At 59.4% G+C, this 19,873-nt stretch carries 16 protein-coding genes, 2 tRNA genes, 1 rRNA gene and 1 pseudogene; 11 read left to right on the top strand and 9 right to left on the bottom strand.

Translation table 11 applies throughout. The features are described 5' to 3' along the window. Positions 1-147 precede the first annotated feature (147 nt). The gene (locus QU481_RS12150) at positions 148-576 is read left to right on the top strand and encodes a GNAT family N-acetyltransferase (RefSeq protein WP_289830284.1); all 429 of its coding nucleotides are present in this window, start codon (positions 148-150) and stop codon (positions 574-576) included. A 534-nt stretch (positions 577-1,110) separates the two neighbouring features. After that, positions 1,111-3,408 carry an Orn/Lys/Arg family decarboxylase gene (locus QU481_RS12145; protein WP_289830283.1) on the top strand — a complete coding sequence of 766 codons (2,298 nt, stop codon included), beginning with the start codon at positions 1,111-1,113 and terminating at the stop codon, positions 3,406-3,408. 6 nt (positions 3,409-3,414) lie between these two features. Here the strand turns inward: QU481_RS12145 and QU481_RS12140 are convergent. Together QU481_RS12140 and QU481_RS12135 are read right to left on the bottom strand one after the other, a co-directional pair. Continuing rightward, positions 3,415-3,596, bottom strand: a pseudogene (locus QU481_RS12140) (IS5/IS1182 family transposase); the annotation flags it as partial. A gap of 36 nt (positions 3,597-3,632) precedes the next feature. Further along, a complete protein-coding gene (locus QU481_RS12135) occupies positions 3,633-4,538 on the bottom strand; it encodes a LysR family transcriptional regulator (protein ID WP_289830282.1) in 906 nt (301 codons plus the stop codon). 110 nt (positions 4,539-4,648) lie between these two features. Here QU481_RS12135 and QU481_RS12130 point away from each other — a divergent pair, with 110 nt between their 5' ends. Further along, positions 4,649-5,767, top strand: a complete 1,119-nt coding sequence (locus QU481_RS12130) for an S-(hydroxymethyl)glutathione dehydrogenase/class III alcohol dehydrogenase (RefSeq protein ID WP_346432434.1) — start codon at positions 4,649-4,651, stop codon at positions 5,765-5,767. Between the two features lie 58 nt (positions 5,768-5,825). Next, complete coding sequence (gene fghA, locus QU481_RS12125) at positions 5,826-6,656, top strand: S-formylglutathione hydrolase (RefSeq protein ID WP_346432433.1); 831 nt, start codon at positions 5,826-5,828, stop codon at positions 6,654-6,656. A 172-nt stretch (positions 6,657-6,828) separates the two neighbouring features. On the opposite strand, the gene QU481_RS12120 is transcribed toward fghA, so the two are convergent. Both QU481_RS12120 and QU481_RS12115 read right to left on the bottom strand, forming a co-directional pair. Continuing rightward, positions 6,829-6,919: transfer RNA gene (locus QU481_RS12120), tRNA-Ser, on the bottom strand. Between the two features lie 85 nt (positions 6,920-7,004). Then, positions 7,005-8,129: a GNAT family N-acetyltransferase gene (locus QU481_RS12115; RefSeq protein ID WP_289830279.1), complete on the bottom strand. Its 1,125-nt coding sequence runs from the start codon at positions 8,127-8,129 to the stop codon at positions 7,005-7,007. Between the two features lie 69 nt (positions 8,130-8,198). Here QU481_RS12115 and QU481_RS12110 point away from each other — a divergent pair, with 69 nt between their 5' ends. The 4 genes from QU481_RS12110 (at position 8,199) to serS (ending at position 13,315) form a co-directional block, all read left to right on the top strand. Then, positions 8,199-9,791: an NAD+ synthase gene (locus tag QU481_RS12110; protein ID WP_289830278.1), complete on the top strand. Its 1,593-nt coding sequence runs from the start codon at positions 8,199-8,201 to the stop codon at positions 9,789-9,791. Between the two features lie 273 nt (positions 9,792-10,064). Continuing rightward, positions 10,065-10,676, top strand: coding sequence for an outer membrane lipoprotein periplasmic chaperone LolA (lolA, locus tag QU481_RS12105; protein ID WP_289830277.1), 612 nt, complete (start codon positions 10,065-10,067; stop codon positions 10,674-10,676). 4 nt (positions 10,677-10,680) lie between these two features. Further along, positions 10,681-12,000 (top strand): replication-associated recombination protein A, encoded by a 1,320-nt coding sequence (locus QU481_RS12100; protein WP_289830276.1) that lies wholly within the window; start codon positions 10,681-10,683, stop codon positions 11,998-12,000. Between the two features lie 28 nt (positions 12,001-12,028). Continuing rightward, on the top strand, positions 12,029-13,315 hold the full coding sequence (gene serS / locus QU481_RS12095) for a serine--tRNA ligase (protein WP_289830275.1): 1,287 nt from the start codon (positions 12,029-12,031) through the stop codon (positions 13,313-13,315). A gap of 163 nt (positions 13,316-13,478) precedes the next feature. On the opposite strand, the gene phaR is transcribed toward serS, so the two are convergent. Further along, on the bottom strand, positions 13,479-14,048 hold the full coding sequence (gene phaR, locus QU481_RS12090; RefSeq protein WP_289830274.1) for a polyhydroxyalkanoate synthesis repressor PhaR: 570 nt from the start codon (positions 14,046-14,048) through the stop codon (positions 13,479-13,481). A 186-nt stretch (positions 14,049-14,234) separates the two neighbouring features. On the opposite strand from phaR, the gene QU481_RS12085 reads away from it, so the two are divergent. Beyond that, the gene (locus QU481_RS12085) at positions 14,235-14,789 is read left to right on the top strand and encodes a phasin family protein (protein WP_289830273.1); all 555 of its coding nucleotides are present in this window, start codon (positions 14,235-14,237) and stop codon (positions 14,787-14,789) included. 115 nt (positions 14,790-14,904) lie between these two features. Then, on the top strand, positions 14,905-16,032 hold the full coding sequence (locus QU481_RS12080) for a M14 family metallopeptidase (protein ID WP_289830272.1): 1,128 nt from the start codon (positions 14,905-14,907) through the stop codon (positions 16,030-16,032). A gap of 537 nt (positions 16,033-16,569) precedes the next feature. Here QU481_RS12080 and QU481_RS12075 read toward each other — a convergent pair. Next, positions 16,570-16,875 carry an H-NS histone family protein gene (locus QU481_RS12075; protein ID WP_289830271.1) on the bottom strand — a complete coding sequence of 102 codons (306 nt, stop codon included), beginning with the start codon at positions 16,873-16,875 and terminating at the stop codon, positions 16,570-16,572. A gap of 70 nt (positions 16,876-16,945) precedes the next feature. Continuing rightward, positions 16,946-17,983, bottom strand: coding sequence for a CAF17-like 4Fe-4S cluster assembly/insertion protein YgfZ (gene ygfZ, locus QU481_RS12070; RefSeq protein ID WP_289830269.1), 1,038 nt, complete (start codon positions 17,981-17,983; stop codon positions 16,946-16,948). A gap of 222 nt (positions 17,984-18,205) precedes the next feature. Here ygfZ and QU481_RS12065 point away from each other — a divergent pair. Next, positions 18,206-18,281, top strand: a tRNA-Asn gene (locus tag QU481_RS12065). Between the two features lie 139 nt (positions 18,282-18,420). On the opposite strand, the gene kdoO is transcribed toward QU481_RS12065, so the two are convergent. Both kdoO and rrf read right to left on the bottom strand, forming a co-directional pair. After that, positions 18,421-19,299, bottom strand: a complete 879-nt coding sequence (gene kdoO / locus QU481_RS12060; protein WP_289830267.1) for a Kdo hydroxylase KdoO — start codon at positions 19,297-19,299, stop codon at positions 18,421-18,423. A 378-nt stretch (positions 19,300-19,677) separates the two neighbouring features. After that, positions 19,678-19,792 (bottom strand): 5S ribosomal RNA (gene rrf / locus QU481_RS12055). Between the last annotated feature and the right edge of the window lie 81 nt (positions 19,793-19,873).

Below are 19,873 nucleotides of genomic sequence, written 5' to 3'. Positions count from 1 at the left end.
GTGACTCGGGATTGAGTTCTTTCATCAGGTTGGAAGAATCTGGTCATTTGAGTTGAGCGGCGACCATGCAGGTAAGAAGTCTGAATCCAGAACGCACAGTCAGGCGGATTGCCGCTAGACTCGCGTTTTGTCCACTCGGGACATCATATGCCAGACAGCACTTACCGCTTTACCCTAGGCGCCGACCCTCAAGCCAGGGAGGTGATCCAGAGCGGACTGCAAGCATTCAACATAGAGCAGATCGGCCCCTATAGTTATCAGGGCTTCGAGCTGTACGCCCACGACGACACCGGGCAGGTGGTCGGCGGGATGTTCGGATACTCGGGGATGGGCTGGCTATACATTGACTACCTGTGGCTACACGCCACGCAGCGTAGTGCTGGGCTCGGCACCCACCTGTTGGCGCTAGCCGAGGAGGAGGCGCGAAGCCGCGGTTGCATCGGCCTGTTCCTCTACACCTACAACTTCCAGGCACCGGACTTCTATCAGAAACAGGGCTACCAGCTGATGGGGGTACTGGAAGACTGCCCGCCCGGGTACCAACGCCTCTACTTGAAGAAGCGCTTGGCTAACTGAGACCACCGACCTGGCACAGCTTGACTACCATGTCCGCCAGCGCCTAGACACAGACTGAGGATGTGTTTCGGATCGTATGCGCGGCGATGTCAGGGTCGCCAGTGTGAGGCGAGGTGGACGGCCCTCAGCGCAGCCATCACCTGCTCGACTGGATGCGACATATAGGACCTTGGTCTGATAGCGCACGCTGGCACTGTATGGTTTTCTATTGAAATGAGGGCTTATGCCCTGGAGTAGCCTACCTAACGAGCTACGCCATTACAAATGCGTTTTCGAACGTATCGCCTTATGCAGCCGTTGATCTCCCCTACTTGTTGGGAAACCTGAGTTGCTTTGAATGTAAACAGATAAAGCACTGTAGAAAACCGTGCATACCTATTTCAGTTGTTGAAGTAACCCCAAATGGGGTGAGGTGAAAAACAACGTAAGCGTTGTCGATGGCAACAGCACTAACGCCGCTAAAGCAGTGCGGCTCGCCCCCTTTGTTGCCTTCGTCTACGTCAGCAGCGACCGCTCCGTGACCAGGAGAATGCCATGTCCACTTCCCTGACTTTCCTGCGAACAAAATTTCCGATCCTGATCGTCGATCAGGACTTGCACGCGGACAACGCTGGCGGTCGTGCGATCCGCGACATCATCGCTGCTCTGGCTGACCGCGGTCTCACCGTCATGACAGCCAGCGACTTCCTTGATGGTGCAGCGCTGATCGTAGCCCACCCGGAAATTGGCGTGATCGTGCTGAACCAGGCAACCATTGCACAGTTCCCTGTTAATGACATCGCGCATGCCGTAAAGAATTTTCGCAGTCGATATCCGCGTGTGGGGATTTTCCTCGATTCATCGGTGGATGTACTGGAAAAGCTGCCCATGGAGCTGATCTCGCAGCTTACCGGTTTCATTTACAAGCTCGAGGACACCGCCACCTTCATCGGTGGTCGACTCGAAGAAGCGCTTGAAGCATACCTTGACAAGCTGCTGCCGCCGTTCTTCAAGGAACTGATGGATCATACCGAGAAGTATAAATATTCTTGGCACACGCCCGGCCATTCCGGTGGCGTTGCTTTCCTGAAGTCTCCCGTGGGACGGGCTTTTTTCGATTTCTTTGGTGAATCCACATTCCGCTCTGATTTGTCGGTTTCAGTGCCCGAGCTAGGATCGCTATTGGAACATACCAGTGTGGTAGGCGAAGCCGAGCACGAAGCGGCGCTCAATTTCGGCGCCGATCGCACCTACTTTGTCACGAACGGAACTTCAACCGCGAACAAGATGGTCTGGCATGGTTCGGTTTCGCGCGGAGACCTGGTCGTGGTCGACCGAAACTGTCACAAATCCATCTTGCATTCAATCATCATGACCGGTTCGGTGCCAGTATACTTTCGCCCCACGCGCAATCCCTACGGCATCATCGGACCGATTCCGGAGGCAGAATTCACCCCTGAAGCCATCCAGAAAAAAATCGATGAATCACCGCTAATCAAGAACAAGAAAGTGAAACCGCGGCTGGCCGTGGTGACCAACTCGACCTACGATGGGCTTTGCTACAATGCGCCGGCCATCCGCACCACGTTGGCCCATCAGGTCGAGGTACTGCATTTTGACGAGGCCTGGTTTGCGTATGCCAGATTCAGCCCGTTCTATGAAGGCCGCTATGGAATGGCGGCCAGCGCCAATCCCCGCCCCGGCGAACCGGTCACGTTTACCACACATTCCACGCACAAACTGCTGGCGGCCCTGTCGCAGTCCTCGATGATTCATGTGAAGAACAATGCGGAGGGTGATTTTTCGCACGCTCGCTTCAACGAAGCATTCATGATGCACACCTCGACGTCTCCGCAGTACAGCATCATCGCCTCCTGCGATGTCGCCAGCCGCATGATGGCTGGTGGCGCTGGCCGTGCGCTAATCGAAGATGCCATTGCCGAAGCCATGGCTTTTCGCCGCAAGATCGCCAACACTAATCGGGAATTGAAATCACGCGGCGACTGGTTCTTCAATGTTTGGCAACCAGAAAAAATCGCCGACAGCAAAACGGCGAAAGAGGGACCACTGGCCCCGATCGACGTGAGTCCGAAAGACTTCGTTCTAAAAGCCGACGCCGAGTGGCATGGTTTCAAGCACGTCACCAAGAACCACGCCATGCTGGACCCGATCAAAGTAACGGTCCTGACGCCCGGTCTGGATATCAGCGGCGAACTGCAGGCGAAGGGCATTCCGGCTGGCTTGGTGAGCCGCTATCTGTGGAGACACGGCCTAGTCGTGGAAAAAACCGGCCTCTATTCCTTTCTCGTGCTGTTCTCCATCGGCATCACCAAGGGCAAATGGGGAACGCTTCTGACAGAGCTGTTCCGCTTCAAGGAACTGTATGACTTGAATGCGCCGCTAGATCAGGTGTATCCCGATTTGTTTCAGCAGTATCCCGCTGCGTACGCTGGCATGGGGCTGCAAGAACTTGCGGCGAAAATGCATGCCTTCTATCGGGAGCACAACACGCTCAGGCTGATGGGAGACATGTATACCGATTTGCCGACGCAAGTCACGCTGCCTTGCGACGCCTACGATAAACTGGTACGCAATGAAGTCGAGCAGGTGCCGATGGACCAACTCGCGGACCGTATCCCCGCTGTGATGCTGGTACCGTATCCACCAGGTATTCCCGTGATCATGCCGGGCGAAAAATTCGATAAGCCTGCCGTACTCGACTACCTGAAAAACTGCCGTGATCAGTACGCGACATTCCCCGGCTTTGAAACTGAAATCCACGGCTTGGAAATCGTACGCGATGAAAAAGGTATGCGCTATGAGGTCTGCTGCCTGAAAGCACGCAAGAGCTGAAGGCTTTGCACGGATCTGCCGTCCAGTCACCCGCCGGATGAAGCCCTTGGCCAAGATGCACTCTTCCAATAGCTTGAAGCAGCGCATCTTGGCCTTGACGAGGCTGCGCCGGTGATAGCCCGGCCATTCCTTCCAGATGCTCGCCCCAAGCGTTGCATGCCACGCAGAATCTCATTGCATGCATCGGCATGATTTTCTTTTGTGGATTTGTACATTGGCTCAGCTTACGGAACCACTGGACAGCCGCTTGGGGTCGATTTCTGCATCAAAGTCATAGCCCTCTCCAGATAATCCACCAAGCGACTGACCTTGGGCGGAATGTAGCGGCTACGCGGGTAGGTCGCCCAAATGCCATCCTGTAGCGTGTAGGCAGTCAGCACCCCTGTCAGCCGGCCACTTTCCAGCGCGTCGGCCACGTAGTAGTCGGGCAGCTGGACCAGGCCGAGCCCGTTCAGCGCCGCATCGAGCAAGGCGGCGCCGCTATTGCATCGCAAGCGGCCACCGACGTGGATTTCCCGGAGCGCCCCGCCCTCGCTGAAGCGCCAGACAGCGATGGTGCCGACCAGGCACTGATGCTGGCTCAGTTCGGCCAGCGTGTGGGGCTCACCATGCCGCTCAAGATAGTCCGGCGACGCGCAGACATAGTGGGTGCGGCTACCTAGTCGCTTGACCATCAGCGACGACTCGTCCATCGGGCCAAGCCGGATGCCCAAGTCATAGCCGTCTGCGACCAGATCGATCTTCCGGTTGTCCAGGTTCAGCTCGGCGGTGACGGCCGGGAAGTCGAGCAGATAGCGGTGCAGCAGCGGCGCGACCACGGTCTCGCCGTAATAGACCGGTGCGGTCAGGCGCAGATGGCCTGCTGGCTTGTCCTGCGAATAAGAAAGTGCCTGCTCGGCCTCCTGCAAGCCGTCGAGCAGCGGCCGGCAATGCCGGTAGTAGAGCTGACCGGCCTCGGTGACGCTGACGCGGCGCGTGGTTCGATAAAGCAAACGCGTCGCCAGTCGCTGTTCCAGCGCCGACACCTGGCGACTGACCTGCGCCACCGACAGGCCGAGCCGTTGGGCCGCGCCTGTGAAGCTCTGCGCCTCGACCACTGCGACGAATTCGACGATGCCTTCCCACTGCATGATTATTTCCATATGGCAAAAATATCTTTCCATTTGGCCAGATTATCACTGCTTTGGTAATACCTAGAATGGCTGGCGTCGCGACCCATTGTGAGGAGAACCGCATGAACATGATTAAGACCCGCGCCGCCGTCGCCTGGGGCCCGAACCAGCCGCTGTCCATCGAGGAAGTGGACCTGATGCCGCCTCAGGCGGGCGAAGTGCTGGTGCGCATCGTCGCCAGCGGCGTATGCCATACCGACGCGTACACACTGTCGGGCAAGGATTCCGAGGGCGTTTTCCCCTGCATCCTGGGCCATGAGGGCGCCGGTGTGGTCGAAGCAGTCGGAGAAGGCGTGACCAGCGTGGCGGTGGGCGATCACGTGATCCCGCTTTACACGCCGGAATGCGGCGAATGCAAGTTCTGCACCTCGGGCAAGACCAATCTGTGCCAGAAGATCCGCGCCACCCAGGGCAAGGGCCTGATGCCGGACGGCACCACCCGCTTCTACAAGGACGGCAAGCCGATCTATCACTACATGGGTACCTCGACCTTCTCCGAGTACACCGTGCTGCCGGAGATCTCGCTCGCCAAGATCAACAAGACCGCGCCGCTGGAAGAAGTGTGTCTGCTCGGCTGCGGTGTGACCACCGGTATGGGTGCGGTGATGAACACTGCCAAGGTGAAAGAAGGCGACTCCGTCGCGATCTTCGGCCTGGGCGGCATCGGCCTGTCGGCGGTGATCGGTGCGCGCATGGCCAAGGCCAGCCGCATCATCGGTATCGACATCAATACCGACAAGTTTTCGCTGGCCAAACAGCTGGGCGCCACCGACGTGATCAACCCGAATGACTTCGACAAGCCAATCCAGGACGTGATTGTCGAGATGACCGACGGCGGCGTCGACTTCTCGTTCGAATGCATCGGCAATGTGCAGGTGATGCGCTCGGCGCTGGAATGCTGTCACAAGGGCTGGGGCGAGTCGGTGATCATCGGCGTGGCCGGGGCCGGTGAGGAGATCAGCACCCGCCCGTTCCAGCTGGTGACCGGCCGGGTGTGGCGCGGTTCGGCCTTTGGCGGGGTGCGCGGCCGCTCCGAGCTGCCCGACTATGTGGAGCGATACCTGAAGGGCGAGTTCCGTCTCGACGACTTCATCACCCACACGATGCCGCTCGACGAGATCAACACCGCCTTCGACCTGATGCACGAAGGCAAGTCGATCCGCTCGGTGATCCATTTCAACCGCTAAGGTGCGCGCGGGCGGCCCCGCCGCCCGCCGCCACAGGAGCCCCGCGATGTCCACATCCCTGGAACTGATCGCCAGCCAGCGCGCCTTCGGCGGCTGGCACAAGCGCTACCGGCACCGCTCCGACGCCACCGGCACCGAGATGACCTTCGCCATCTACCTGCCCCCGCAGACCGCCCACGGTACCAAGGTGCCGGTGCTGTACTGGTTGTCTGGCCTGACCTGCACCGACGAGAACTTCTCCACCAAGGCCGGCGCACAGCGGGTTGCCGCCGAGCAGGGCCTCGCGCTGGTCATGCCCGACACCAGCCCGCGCGGCGACGATGTCGCCGACGATGCGGCCTACGACCTCGGCCAGGGTGCGTCCTTCTATGTGAACGCCACCCAGGCACCGTGGCGCTCGCACTACCGGATGTACGACTACGTGGTCGAGGAACTGCCTGCCCTGATCGAGGCCCACTTCCCGGTCACCGCCGTGCGCGCGATCAGCGGTCACTCGATGGGCGGCCACGGCGCACTGATGGTGGCACTGCGCAACCCGGGCCGCTACCGCTCGATATCGGCGTTCTCACCTATTGTGAACCCGAGCGCCGTGCCATGGGGGCAAAAGGCATTCAACCACTACCTGGGCGACGATCGTACGGCGTGGGCAGCCTACGACAGCTGCCAGCTGATGGAGAGCGCTGGTGAGATGCTGCCGATGCTGATCGACCAGGGCGAACAGGACAGTTTCCTGCCGGAACAACTGCAACCGCACATCTTGCAAGAAGTCGCTGCTCGTCGCGACTGGCCGCTGACGCTGCGGATGCAACCCGGCTACGATCACAGCTATTACTTCGTGGCGAGCTTCATCGAAGACCACCTGCGCTTTCACGCCGCGTATCTGGCCTGACGATTGAAACCTGCCCTACCAAGGAACGAGCTCGCCAACAATGGCGGGCTCGTACTCGTTCAACATTTCGACGTGGCGGCGATCTGGGCCGGGAATCAGGGCATGTGCTACCCACCGGTAGCCCAAGCAAAAAAACCAGCAGCGTAAGCTACTGGTTTTTTTTGAAGAATTCTGGCGGAAAGGGGGGGATTCGAACCCCCGTCAGGGTATTACCCTGAACACGCTTTCCAGGCGTGCGACTTAAACCACTCATCCACCTTTCCGCGATTCCGATCACTGTGTAGTGGTCAGAGGCTGCGCAGTATAAAGGGACTACCTCGCCTTGGCAAGCGTCTCCGAAATGTTTTTTCATCTGGACTCCGTCACCCCGTCTGGGTAAGCCGAATGGTTGCGCAATTCGGCCAGATACCCAGCTACGCTGGTACGCTCACGAGCCAACCAACGCTCGATCGCCTGACGGAACGAAGCTTCGCCTATCCAGTGCGCCGACGCGGTACGCTCCGGCTCGAAACCACGCGCCTGCTTGTGCTCGCCCTGCGCCCCGCCCTCGAACACCGCCAGCCCCGCCGCGATCGCGTATTCGATCCCGGCGTAGTAACACAGCTCGAAATGCAACAGAGGCACGTCGGCAAGCGCGCCCCAGTAGCGCCCGTACAGCGCCCGTCCGTCGCGCACGCACAGACTGTATGCAAGAGCTTCGCCGTTGCGCTCCGCGACGAACAACACCAGCTGTTCGGCCATCGTTGCGCCGATACGCCGAAAGAAATCGAGGCTCAGATACGGGGTGGAACGATACTCGTGGTAGGTATTGACGTAGCCGCGATGAAATCCAGCCCAATCACCCTCACCGATCGCCGCGCCCTCCAACACCCTAACCGTCACACCGGCCTCGACAACGCGGCGACGCTCCTGGCGGATCTTCTTGCGCTTGTCGCGGGTCAGCGCGTCGAGAAAGTCGGCGAAGTCGCGATAGCCCCGGTTCTGCCAGTGGAATTGCACGCCATGACGCACCAGCCAGCCGCGTTCGCCCAACGTGGCCAGCTCCGCCTCGGGCGGGAACAGCACGTGCGCGCTCGACAAATGGTGCTCAGCGACCAGCGTCTCGGCCGCTGCTGCGAGCAGCCCGACGTCGCCCATCAATCGCGGCCCCTCAACCGGCGTGAACGGCACCGCGACCAAGAGCTTCGGATAATAAGCCAGCCCCGCCCGCTCGAACGCGTCGGCCCAGGACCAATCGAACACGTACTCACCCCAGGAATGGCTCTTCAGATAAGCGGGGGCTGCGGCCACCAGCCGGCCGTGTTGCTCGGCGGTCAGCGGCAGTGGCTGCCAGCCGGTGTCACGCCCCACCGCGCCGCTCGCTTCCAACGCTGCCAGCCAGGCATGGCGTGTGAACGGGCCGCCCGCTCCGCCCAGCGCATCCCACTGTGGCGCCGAAATACCCGCGATGTTGTCGCCGACGGTGACGTTCAAACTGGACTCCTTTCGGGCGCCGCGCTGCGGTAAAATCGCCCCATTCTGTTATCGACGGCTGCCTTCAAGATGCGACTCGCGCTTGCCCAGTTCAACCCCATCGTCGGCGACATCGCCGGCAACACCCAGAAAATCCTCGCGCTGGCCCATCAGGCCATGGCCGCCGGCGCCGATGTGCTGGTCACCCCGGAGCTGGCGCTGACCGGCTACAGCCCCGAGGACCTGCTGCTACGCGACCACTTCTATCGTGCCTGCGCCGAGGCGATGGACGAACTGCTGGAACTGGACGGTATCACGCTGGTAATCGGCCACCCGGTCAAGCTCGGCAACGAGCGCTTCAACGCCGCCACCGTGCTGCGCGACGGCAACCGTCTCGGCCAATACCACAAGATGCTACTGCCGAACGACGAAGTGTTCGACGAGTGCCGCTACTTCACCCCTGGCGCTGCGCCACTGGTGTTTGAGCAGAACGGTTTGAAGATCGGCGTGCTGATCTGCGAGGACGCCTGGTCGATTGAGCCTGCGGCCGAAGCAGCCGATGCCGGTGCCGAGCTGATCGTCACGCTGAACGCCTCGCCGTTCCATCGCAACAAGATCGAGACCCGCCACGAAGTGGTGCGCTACCGCGTCGAGGAAACCGGTGTGCCGATCGCCTATGTGAACCTGACCGGCGGTCAGGACGAACTGGTGTTCGACGGCGCCTCGTTTGCCGTCAACAAGGCCGGCGAAGTGGTCGCCCAAGCGGCCGCCTACGATGACGAGCTCTTGATCGTCGAGGTGGTCGACGGCGACATCCAGCCGGCCAAGAAGGCCACCCTGCCCGGCCCGGTGGAGAGCGTCTACCGCGCGCTGACCGTCGGTGTGCGCGACTATATCGGTAAGAACGGCTTCCCGGGCGCGCTGCTCGGCCTGTCTGGCGGCATCGACTCGGCGCTGACGCTGGCGGTGGCGGTCGACGCGCTCGGCGCCGACAACGTGCACGCAGTGATGATGCCGTCGCGCTATACCGCCGACATCAGCGTCGACGACTCGCGCGACATGGTGCAGCGCCTCGACGTCAAATACGACGAAATCGCCATTTGGCCGATGTACGAAAGCTTCATGTCCGCGCTGGCGCCGTCGTTCGCTGGCCTACCCGTGGATACCACCGAAGAGAACCTGCAGGCGCGCATCCGCGGCACCTTGCTGATGGCGCTGTCGAACAAGACCGGCAAGCTGGTGCTGACCACCGGAAACAAGTCCGAGATGACCACCGGCTACTGCACACTGTACGGCGACATGGCCGGCGGCTTCGCGGTGCTCAAGGACGTGGCCAAGACGCTGGTGGTGCAGTTGTGCGAATGGCGCAACGAGCAGGCCGAGATCATCCCGACCCGCATCATCACCCGCCCGCCGTCGGCCGAGCTGCGCCCGGACCAGAAGGACCAGGACAGCCTGCCGCCGTACGACGTGCTCGACGCGATCATGGCGCGCTACGTCGAGGGCAATATGTCGGCCGAAGAGATCATCACCGACGGCTTTGCCGAAGCCGATGTGCGCCGCGTGGTGCGCCTGTTGAAGATCAACGAGTACAAGCGCCGCCAGGCGCCTGTTGGCCCGCGCATCACCCACCGCGGCTTCGGCAAGGACTGGCGCTACCCGATCACCAATCGGTTTAGCTAAACTCTACACTCATCGCACTGCAAGGCCGCGCCACGCGCGGCCTTTTCCATCACCAAGAGACATGACGCACGATTTGGGCCAGTCTGTCCGGCGCGGTAAGATGACGCTGTAGCCGATGCCCGCGCCAGACCAGCCTGTTCGACCGGAAACCAAGCGACCAACTCCTCGGTCGAATCCGACACGACTTGTTTTCCGCCCCAGGAACCTGAGCTGCTCAGGCATCCTCCATTGCACCGGGACCGCCGTTTGGCCAGGCCCCGAGAAGGGATTCTCATGAAAAAACTCGCGCTGACCCTGATCGCCGCCGCACTCCTGCCACTCACCGCCAACGCCGCCGCCATCGCCCAGCTCAAGGCCTTCGTCGCCGGCAGCAAGACCCTTTCGGCCAACTTCAGCCAGGTCGTCACCAACCAGGGCAAGACCGACAGCGCCAGCGGTACGCTGGAGATCTCCCGCCCCGGCAAGTTCCGCTGGAACTACACCAAACCCTACGAACAGCTGATCGTCGGTGACGGCAAGCGCCTGTGGGTATACGACAAGGAGCTGGCGCAGGTCACCACCCGGCCGCTCGATGCCGCACTCGGTAGCAGCCCGGCGGCGGTGCTGGCCGGCAGCAATGCGATCGAGCACGACTACCTGCTGCGCGAAATCGGTCGCCAGGGCAATATCGAGTGGCTGGCCGCCAGTCCGAAGAAGAGCGAAAACAGCTTCCAGGCGATTCGCATGGGCTTCACCGACAACAACCTGGTGGCGATGGAGTTGACCGACAACTTTGGCAACCTCACTAAACTGTCATTCAGCGACATGAAGAAGAACCCGGCGATCGCCGCCGAACATTTCCGCTTCGTCCCGCCCAAGGGCGCGGACGTGATGAGCGACCAGTAAATCCATGAGCGACCTGTTTGCCGCCGAGCCGAAAAAACCGTTGGCCGAAGCGCTGCGCCCCACCACGCTCGACGAGGTGATCGGCCAGCAGCATCTGATCGGCCCGGGCAAGCCGCTGCGCCTGGCGGTTGAGGCCAAGACGCCACACTCGATGATCCTGTGGGGCCCGCCCGGCGTTGGCAAGACCACGCTGGCGCGCATCCTCGCCAACAGCTTCGATGCCGAGTTCATCCCGCTGTCAGCGGTGCTGTCCGGCGTAAAGGACATCCGCGAGGCGGTCGAGCGCGCCCACGCCGCCCTGATGCGCGACGGCCGCCCGACCATTCTGTTCGTCGACGAGGTGCACCGCTTCAACAAAAGCCAGCAGGACGCCTTCCTGCCCTATGTTGAATCGGGCCTGTTCACCTTCATCGGCGCCACTACCGAGAACCCCTCGTTCGAGGTCAACTCGGCGCTGCTGTCGCGCGCCCAAGTCTATGTACTCAATGCGCTGAGTGACGACGAGCTGAAACAGCTGCTTGCCCGGATAACATCGGGCGGCACCCTTGGCACCTTGGAGTTCGACGATGCCGCCGTCGATACGCTGATCGGTTACGCCGATGGCGACGCACGGCGCTTTCTGAACCTATTGGAGCAAACACGCACCGCCGCGCTGGCGCGTAAAGTTGGCCGAATCGACGCTGCCTTCCTCGGCGAGGTGCTCACCATCAACGCGCGGCGCTTCGACAAGGGCGGCGACGCCTTCTACGACCAGATCTCCGCGCTACACAAGTCGGTGCGCGGCTCTAACCCGGACGGCGCGCTGTACTGGCTGACCCGCATGCTCGACGGCGGCGCCGACCCGCGCTATCTGGCACGCCGCCTGATCCGCATGGCCTGGGAAGACATCGGCCTGGCCGACCCGCGCGCCGCCCGGGTGGCGCTCGACGCCGCCGACACCTATGAACGGCTTGGCAGCCCCGAAGGCGAGCTAGCACTGGGTCAGGCCGCAATCTATCTTGCCATCGCAGCCAAGAGCAATGCAGGATACAAGGCGTATAATCAGGCCCGAGCCTTCGTGGCGCAGGACAAGTCGCGGCCGGTGCCGGTGCATCTGCGCAATGCGCCGACCAAGCTGATGAAGGAGCTCGGTTACGGCCACGACTACCGCTACGCCCACGACGAACCGCATGCCTATGCCGCCGGCGAGACCTATCTGCCGGACGGCCTGGAAGACATTCACTGGTACGAGCCGGTGCCACGTGGACTGGAGAGCAAGATCGCAGAGAAGCTCACCTTCCTGCGCGAACTCGATGCCGCCGCCAACGATAATCAACACGACTAGCACTTAGAACAACTAGGATCCCCGACACATGCTCGACATCCAACTTCTCCGCACCGAGATCGACAGCGTCGCCGCCCGCCTGGCCGGCCGCGGCTACACCTTGGACACCGACGCGTTCAGCGCGCTGGAAAACGAGCGCAAGGCGCTGCAGACCCGCATGCAGGAACTGCAAGCCAAGCGCAACGCCACCTCCAAGCAAATCGGTGAAGCCAAGCGCAAGGGCGAGGACGTATCCGCAATCATGGCCGAAGTAGCCACCCTCGGCGACGAACTCAAGGCCGCCGAGACCGCCTTCGAACTGGTGCAGAGCAAGCTCGACAGCTGGCTGATGGCCATCCCCAACCTGCCGCACGCTTCGGTGCCGCTTGGCAACGATGAAACCGGCAACGTCGAAGTGCGCCGCGTCGGCGTGCCGAAGAGCTTCGACTTCGAAGTGAAGGACCACGTCGACGTCGGCACCCCGCTGGGGCTCGACGCAGAAACCGGCGCCAAGCTGGCCGGCGCGCGCTTCACCGTACTGCGCGGCGAGATCGCCCAACTGCACCGCGCCCTTGCGCAGTTCATGCTCAACACCCACACCAACCAGCACGGCTACACCGAGATGTATACCCCGTACATCGTCAACGACTCCGCGCTGTACGGCACCGGTCAGCTGCCGAAATTTGCCGAGGACATGTTCAAGGTCACCCGTGGTGGCGAGGAAGGCAATGTCGACCAGTACCTGATTTCCACCTCGGAAATCTCTCTGACCAACACCGTAGCCGACACCGTGCAGAAGCTCGCCGACCTGCCGATCAAGATGACCGCGCACTCGCCGTGTTTCCGCTCCGAGGCCGGCTCCTACGGTCGCGACACCCGCGGCCTGATCCGCCAGCACCAGTTCGACAAGGTCGAGATGGTGCGCATCGAGCACCCGGACCACTCCTACGCCGCGCTGGAAGAAATGGTCGGCCACGCCGAAAATATCCTCAAGGCCCTGGAGCTGCCGTACCGCGTCGTCACCCTGTGCACCGGCGACATGGGCTTCGGCTCGGCCAAGACCTACGACCTGGAAGTGTGGCTGCCAGCGCAGAACACCTACCGCGAGATCTCCAGCTGCTCCAACTGCGAAGACTTCCAGGCCCGCCGCATGAAAGCCCGCTTCAAGGACGAAGATGGCAAGAACCGCTACCTGCACACCCTGAACGGCTCTGGTCTGGCCGTTGGGCGCGCGCTGGTTGCCGTACTGGAGAACTATCAGAACGCCGACGGCACGGTCACCGTGCCGTCCGTGCTGCGCCCCTACCTGGGCGGCAAGGAAAAGATCGGCGGCTGACCCCGCCTTTCAGCCTCAAGATTGGCGGAAAAAAAGCGCGACCCGAAGGTCGCGCTTTTTTCATCTCTCGCTCAGCCTCCCCACCGCTCCGCCAAAACAAAAGGCGACTCCCGGTCGCCTTTTTCATGCGGTCAATTGGCCAGACTGACGACGATCCGTCGGTTCAGCCTTCCTTGCCTTCGTCCTTCTTGTCGCTCCCCGGATAGGCTGGAAAGCCAAAACCGGTGAACAGCTGCTTGGCCTGCTCCTGCATGCGCGTCTGCATGTCGAGGTAGAGCTGGGTGCTCTGATCGAGGTAGTTCGACATCATGTTCTGCATAGCCGGCCCCTGATAGTTGAGGAACTCCGACCACATCTTGGCATTGAACATGCCGTTGTCGCCGTAGATCGCGCGACTCTGCTCCTGCATCTTTTGCTGCAGTTGCGAAAATAGCTGGAGGTTCTTTTCCAGGAACGGCCCCATCATGCCCTGCATTGCCTGCCCATAGAAACGGATGAACTGGGTCAGTACCTCATAGCTGAACATCGGGCTGCCACCATTCTCTTCTTCGAGGATGATCTGCAACAACACGCTGCGAGTGATGTCTTCTTTGGTCTTGGCATCAATCACTTGGATCTCCACCTGATCAAGCACAAGCTGCTTCACATCGCCCAACGTGATATACGAACTCGTCGCCGTGTCGTACAGCCGACGGTTCGGATATTTTTTGACAACCCTCTTCTCCACACTCATCTACCGCTCCCGTTTTTATCGTGCGCTGCATCGTTGCAAATTTATCACAGGATTCAGCCCTCTAGAGCAAATCTTCTAGGTTGCACGCAAGATTGCATGCTAAATTTATCGCTCATTGTGCACTGCGCAATGACATCAAAATTTCACGACCACCCGCCAACTTACCACGTACGTGAGGGTCACAAAATGACTGCCACCAATGAATCCCTGAGCAAGCTGTCTCTGAGCGGTATCGAGTCGGCTCTGCGTTTTGCCCAAATCTCGCTGGAAGGGACCGAACGTCTGGTTCGCCTGAACATCGAACTGTCCAAACAGCTGCTCGAAGAAAACGTCGCCCACGCCCGCGAACTGATCGGCATCAAAGATCCGCAGCAGGCGCTCAACCACCTGAACAAGGTCGCTGGCCAGTCGGTCGAGCAAGCCGTCAGCAACTCGCGTCAAGCCTACGACATCGTGTCGCAAACGCACAGCGAATTCACCAAGCTGGCCGAGACCCATCTGGACGAGCTGAACAAAGTGCTGCACTCCAATCTCGACAACTTTGCCAAGCAAGCTCCGGCCGGCTCGGAAGTGGTCGTTAACGGCCTCAAATCGGCGCTGGCCTCGGCCACCGCCGCTGCCAGCAGCGTCAGCAATACCGCCAAGCAAGTCAGCGAGCTGACCGAAGCCAACCTGCGCGCAGCCGGCAACGCCACCAGCGAAGCGGTCAAATCGACCCGACGCACCAACGGCGCAGCCTAAGCTCTCGCATTCGCGCACCAAAGCGGCCCCTCCATGAGGGGCCGTTTTTTTGGCCTTGCGCGCAAGGGGGAGTAGAATCCAGTCTCTTGTAGACAGAACCAATAGGTTGACCCGCATGAAAATCAGCAGCAACTTTGACGCCGGCAGTATCGAGATCGCCTCCCTCGAGCGCTTCGACGATATCCAGCTCAACATCCGCAAGGACAACGCTTCAGATTTCGCGCAGTGGTTCTACTTCCGGCTGCAAGGTGCCGCGTACCAGTATTGCCAGATGAAATTCCTCAACGCCGGCCAGAGCGCTTATCCCGCTGGCTGGCAAGACTATCAGGCGATGGCATCGTACGACCGAGTCAATTGGTTCCGCGTACCCACCCACTACGATGGCCAGGTAATGACCATCGAACACACCCCGCTCGCCAACAGCATCTACTATGCCTACTTCGAGCCCTATTCCAACGAGCAGCACCTCAACCTGATCGGTCAGGCCCAGGGTTCTGGCCTCTGCCAGGTAACCGACCTCGGCTCTAGCGTACAGAGCCGCGACATCAACCTGCTGACCATCGGTCATGAAGTTGAATCCGACCTGAAGGTCTGGATCATCGCTCGTCAGCATCCGGGCGAGACCATGGCCGAATGGCTCATCGAAGGCCTACTGTCGCGCCTTCTCGACCCGCAGGACCCGACCTCGCGCGCCCTGCTTGATCGCGCCACTTTTTACATCGTGCCCAACATGAACCCAGACGGCTCGATTCTTGGCAATCTGCGCACCAATGCGGCCGGCGCCAATCTCAATCGCGAGTGGCTGAACCCAACCGCAGAACGCAGCCCTGAAGTTCTGGCTGTACGCAATAAAATGCACGAAACAGGCGTCGACCTGTTCCTCGACATACATGGTGACGAGGCACTGCCATATGTCTTCGTCGCCGGCAACGAAGGCATCCCGAACTACTCGCCACGACTTGCCGAACTGGAAGAGAACTTCAAACACCACCTGCTGCTGGCAAGCCCGGACTTCCAGGACGAGCATGGCTACGCGAAGAAGGAGGCAGGCCAAGCCGACCTGTCGATGGCCACCGCCTACGTCGGCAATCAATTCGACTGCCTAGCCTATACACTGGAAATGCCATTCAAGGACAACGCGAACTTGCCGGACGATGATTACGGCTGGAACGGCCAACGCAGCCTACGCCTTGGAGAAGCCCTGCTCACCCCGATTTACGCCGTACTTAACCAACTACGGTAGTAGTCCTCTCAGCCCAAGAAAAAAGCTGGCTCCAGCCAGCTTTTTTCTTTGCCCGCCGTCCACTCGAATCTCGCCGCTTAGAGCCGCCAACAAAACTCAGTGCACGTCAGCTGCAAGGCGCGCCGACGCAGACAGTGCAGACAGTACGGCAAGGCAGCGCAATAACGCCGGAAGGTTCTTGTCAGCGACTCCTAGAACCTGTTCACGATCTCGCGAACAAAGGGCCAGCCAAGGCGAAATGACGGAAAAAGGTGGAGTGCACACAGGGTACATGAGCATATTGAGCGTCATTTCAACGCAGGATCACCCGAGTGCAGCAGATCGTGAACAGGTTCTTAGCAAAGAAGTCATCGAGTGAGGACATCTTCACTACATGATGAAAGGGCATCACCGAAGCAGCAGCCACTACCGACAGGCAGCCCAGACAATGTCGTTGACATCCAAACTCCATGCTCAAGCACGACCATCCAAACACGCAAAAACAAACCCCGGCAACACGCCGGGGTTTGTTTTTGGCACAACTAGCGGCAGGACGACTTAAACGGCCAGGTCTTCCAGCGACTTGCCTGCGTCCAGATGCTGCAGCACCCAGACCGGCTTACGACCGCGTCCAGTCCAAGTCATCGAAGCATCATCCGGGTTGCGATATTTGGCTTCAACCGGCTTACGCACGCCCTGAGATTTGCTGAGCACATCCTCGATACTCAGACCATACGTTTTGGCCAACTCAACGATCTGGCGCTTGGCCTTAGCCTTCTCTTCCGATTCACGCCCCTTGATTTCACGTTCGACGTCGGCCTTCAAAGCAACCAGTTGGGCATAATCCAGCTGAGAGATATCCATTGTTTTTCCCCTGATAAAAGAAGCTGCTATTGCAATTTAGCCAACCCCACTTCCAAAGGTCAAGCCAATATTATTGCAATGCTGAGTCTGACTCCAGGGAATACGGCAAGTTCATTTGCTGCAATGCCAAATGCGGATGCTCTTTGACAAAGACACCGCTTTCCCAACAATTCGACTGCACCACGGCCAGAGCCTCCCAATTGCCCTCATTGACCTGCGCCACATTAACCACCATGCCAATTGCTTGGTCACCCATGGAGGGGCTGATCAACTGCGCACCACTCGTGACACCCTCGGTCGTAGCAACGCGATAGAGGCGCCGCTTGAGCTTCCCAAGGTATTGGGTACGCGCCACAATTTCCTGGCCGGGGTAGCAGCCCTTTTTAAAACTAACCGCACCGATCAGCTCCATATTGGCCATCTGTGCGACAAACTCTTCGCTGGTCGCCTTACCGAGCCACGGAATCCCGGCTCGGATATCCAGCAAGCGCCAAGGCAACGAGCCAATTAACGGTGCCACTTCAAGCAGGCCGTCAGCAACCGCCTTGCTACTCCCTTCCTGGGCCCACAGCAGCGCACCACTCGGCAAGCGCAGCAGAACACCATCATCAGCCACTACTACCTGGTGCGGCTCACTAGGTACATTCGCAAAATGAGCATGGGCTCGCGCTTCAGCCGCCTGACCGATCAGACCGATCAGAGTCCACTCATCCGACACTAGTTCTGCCTTGACCTTCGCCCGCATAATGAACATCGACAGGCGCTTGTGCAATGTCTCTGCCAGCTCATTTGCCAGCATCAGATAATAGGCCCCCTGGTACTGCCATATGAGGAAATTCGCCTGCATCCGCCCCTTTGCACTTGAATAGGTGCTGTACTGGCTATGCTTCGGCGTCACGAGCCGCAAATCGCTCGACAGCTGCCCCTGCAGGAAAGCCAAGGCATCCTCACCTTGAAAGCGAATCAACGCCCATTCGGTCAACGGGGCAAAACCCACCCCAGCAAAGATCGCTTCGCGTTGCGCCGGCTCATCACCTACGTGCAACACGCCAGCCTCATCCAGTTCTGCGCCATGCTCTACTGCCCACTGCTGCCAGAGTTTATCCATCGTTACCCCCTTTAATCCCGATATCGCGAAGTGGGCACTACAGCCCCCTCTCTCAAACTTCAATACATAAGGGCGAACCATCCATTTATCAAGCTAGAGAAAACACTTTCAAAGCAATCACTTAGCATTTAAATAGAAAAATTCCTCTCATAATCCATGGCTTTTTTGAAAAAAGACGTTGACAGCCCGAAGACGGATCCGTATAGTACGGAACTCACCGATTCCCCGATAGCTCAGTCGGTAGAGCGACGGACTGTTAATCCGCAGGTCCCTGGTTCGAGCCCAGGTCGGGGAGCCAAATTCAACGCCGTGAACAAATGTTCACGGCGTTTTCCGTTTTCCCTAAGAAAAAACCACGCACAACCACAAAGCACACCAAAAGCAAATTGGCCGAACAAATGCTCGGCCAATTATCATTCATATCGCATGAATCGCCACTAAATCAGCGCACGCCCCGCCTGCTGCTGCAATACAGCCAATGGAGCCCTCTCCGGCTTCACCATACCCGAAACAGGCAAGAAGAACGTCTGCTCCAGCATAAACTGGCCCGACATCACCGCATGCGAAGTCTGGTCAGAAAAACAGATCCAACCCGACCCCGGCGGAAACGGCATGGTCTGCTGCCGGCAGCCGCGCTGATACTCCAGATCCGCCTTCATCGCGTCATGCAGTTTCAGCATATAGTGATCATATTCACTGCGACGCCGTTTGGTCACGCGCAGCGCCGTCAACAAGGCAGCCGAGCCCGGCAACTGGCGCGGCAACTTCGGCAGAAATTGCGCCGCCACCGCCTCAAACGGCTCACCTACGCGCCAGACACGCGGCTCATGACCAGGATTAATATTCATGAAGACCCGCAGGATCCGCTCGCCATAGTTCGGCCGAGACGGAAAGGCATCGACATGCAAGCGGCTATCATCTTTGCGCCAGGAGCTCTTCCGCGTCTCCACACGATGCAAACGCAAGCTGGTCGGCGCAGCTCGCAACTGGCCTTGATATTCCGGAAACAGCTGCTCAATCAGGGTGTTTGCTGCCTCAAAGTAGCGCTGAATCAACGCACGCACCGCCGACTGCGTGGCCGCATCGCCCAGCACCCCATGCAGCACACCACTCACAGGATCGAGACTGATGTTTTTACGCTTGGGGTCAGCAATGACCGGATCTAGCCAGCACAGCTCGTCTGCCTGCAATGAAAATGGGAAAGCCGGGAAAAACAACACCTTCCCCTCTTCAACACCCGACAATAAAAACCCCCTGGCCGGCTCGAACCCGCACTCGAGCTGGCGCACCTCGATAATCTGATTTTCGAAAGCCATCCTGACCCCACATTTTCTATTATGCAATGCCCTGCATCACTTAACCCCACAAGGATGCACCCACCCTTCCGAAAAGGCAAAAACAATCACCCAAGTTACCTTCCCGACACACCCTACTTCGACCACCCGGGAACTCAGCCCATCACGCAAACCCAGCGGTTATTCATGGCGAATAAACTACCATCATAACAACCGGCTACAGCCCCACTATGACTCAGGTCAACTGCGGTCGGCATCAGCCAGCCAAACTCCCAGCAAGCCCACGACAGGCTTACGCCAGCACGACGAAGAAAAGGAAACCATCGAAGGAACACGTGTAAATTCCGTCACTACAAAGCACAAAGCCCAGCTCTGAGAGCTGGGCTTGTGGTGTGGGGAGTCTGGCGGTGACCTACTTTCACATGGCGAATGCCACACTATCATCGGCGCAGAGGCGTTTCACGGTCCTGTTCGGGATGGGAAGGCGTGGGACCACCTCGCTATGGCCGCCAGACATTAACTTGTACAAACTGTCGAAGCCGAGCATCGTCACTGTTACTGACGCTGCCGTATTGAATTCAAGCGTTACTTGGTA

The organism is Crenobacter oryzisoli (genome assembly GCF_030385785.1).
Taxonomy (GTDB): Bacteria; Pseudomonadota; Gammaproteobacteria; order Burkholderiales; family Chromobacteriaceae; genus Crenobacter_A; species Crenobacter_A oryzisoli.
Note: the sequence above shows the minus strand (reverse complement) of the source record. Positions and strands in the feature narration are given on the sequence as shown.

Coding starts and splice junctions, on each gene's coding strand:
- ygfZ (WP_289830269.1), bottom strand. CDS start 17,983: ATGGATAAACTCTGGCAGCAGTGGGCAGTAGAGCATGGCGCAGAACTG.
- QU481_RS12145 (WP_289830283.1), top strand. CDS start 1,111: ATGTCCACTTCCCTGACTTTCCTGCGAACAAAATTTCCGATCCTGATC.
- QU481_RS12080 (WP_289830272.1), top strand. CDS start 14,905: ATGAAAATCAGCAGCAACTTTGACGCCGGCAGTATCGAGATCGCCTCC.
- serS (WP_289830275.1), top strand. CDS start 12,029: ATGCTCGACATCCAACTTCTCCGCACCGAGATCGACAGCGTCGCCGCC.
- QU481_RS12100 (WP_289830276.1), top strand. CDS start 10,681: ATGAGCGACCTGTTTGCCGCCGAGCCGAAAAAACCGTTGGCCGAAGCG.
- QU481_RS12130 (WP_346432434.1), top strand. CDS start 4,649: ATGATTAAGACCCGCGCCGCCGTCGCCTGGGGCCCGAACCAGCCGCTG.
- QU481_RS12110 (WP_289830278.1), top strand. CDS start 8,199: ATGCGACTCGCGCTTGCCCAGTTCAACCCCATCGTCGGCGACATCGCC.
- QU481_RS12075 (WP_289830271.1), bottom strand. CDS start 16,875: ATGGATATCTCTCAGCTGGATTATGCCCAACTGGTTGCTTTGAAGGCC.
- phaR (WP_289830274.1), bottom strand. CDS start 14,048: ATGAGTGTGGAGAAGAGGGTTGTCAAAAAATATCCGAACCGTCGGCTG.
- QU481_RS12085 (WP_289830273.1), top strand. CDS start 14,235: ATGACTGCCACCAATGAATCCCTGAGCAAGCTGTCTCTGAGCGGTATC.
- kdoO (WP_289830267.1), bottom strand. CDS start 19,299: ATGGCTTTCGAAAATCAGATTATCGAGGTGCGCCAGCTCGAGTGCGGG.
- QU481_RS12150 (WP_289830284.1), top strand. CDS start 148: ATGCCAGACAGCACTTACCGCTTTACCCTAGGCGCCGACCCTCAAGCC.
- QU481_RS12135 (WP_289830282.1), bottom strand. CDS start 4,538: ATGCAGTGGGAAGGCATCGTCGAATTCGTCGCAGTGGTCGAGGCGCAG.
- lolA (WP_289830277.1), top strand. CDS start 10,065: ATGAAAAAACTCGCGCTGACCCTGATCGCCGCCGCACTCCTGCCACTC.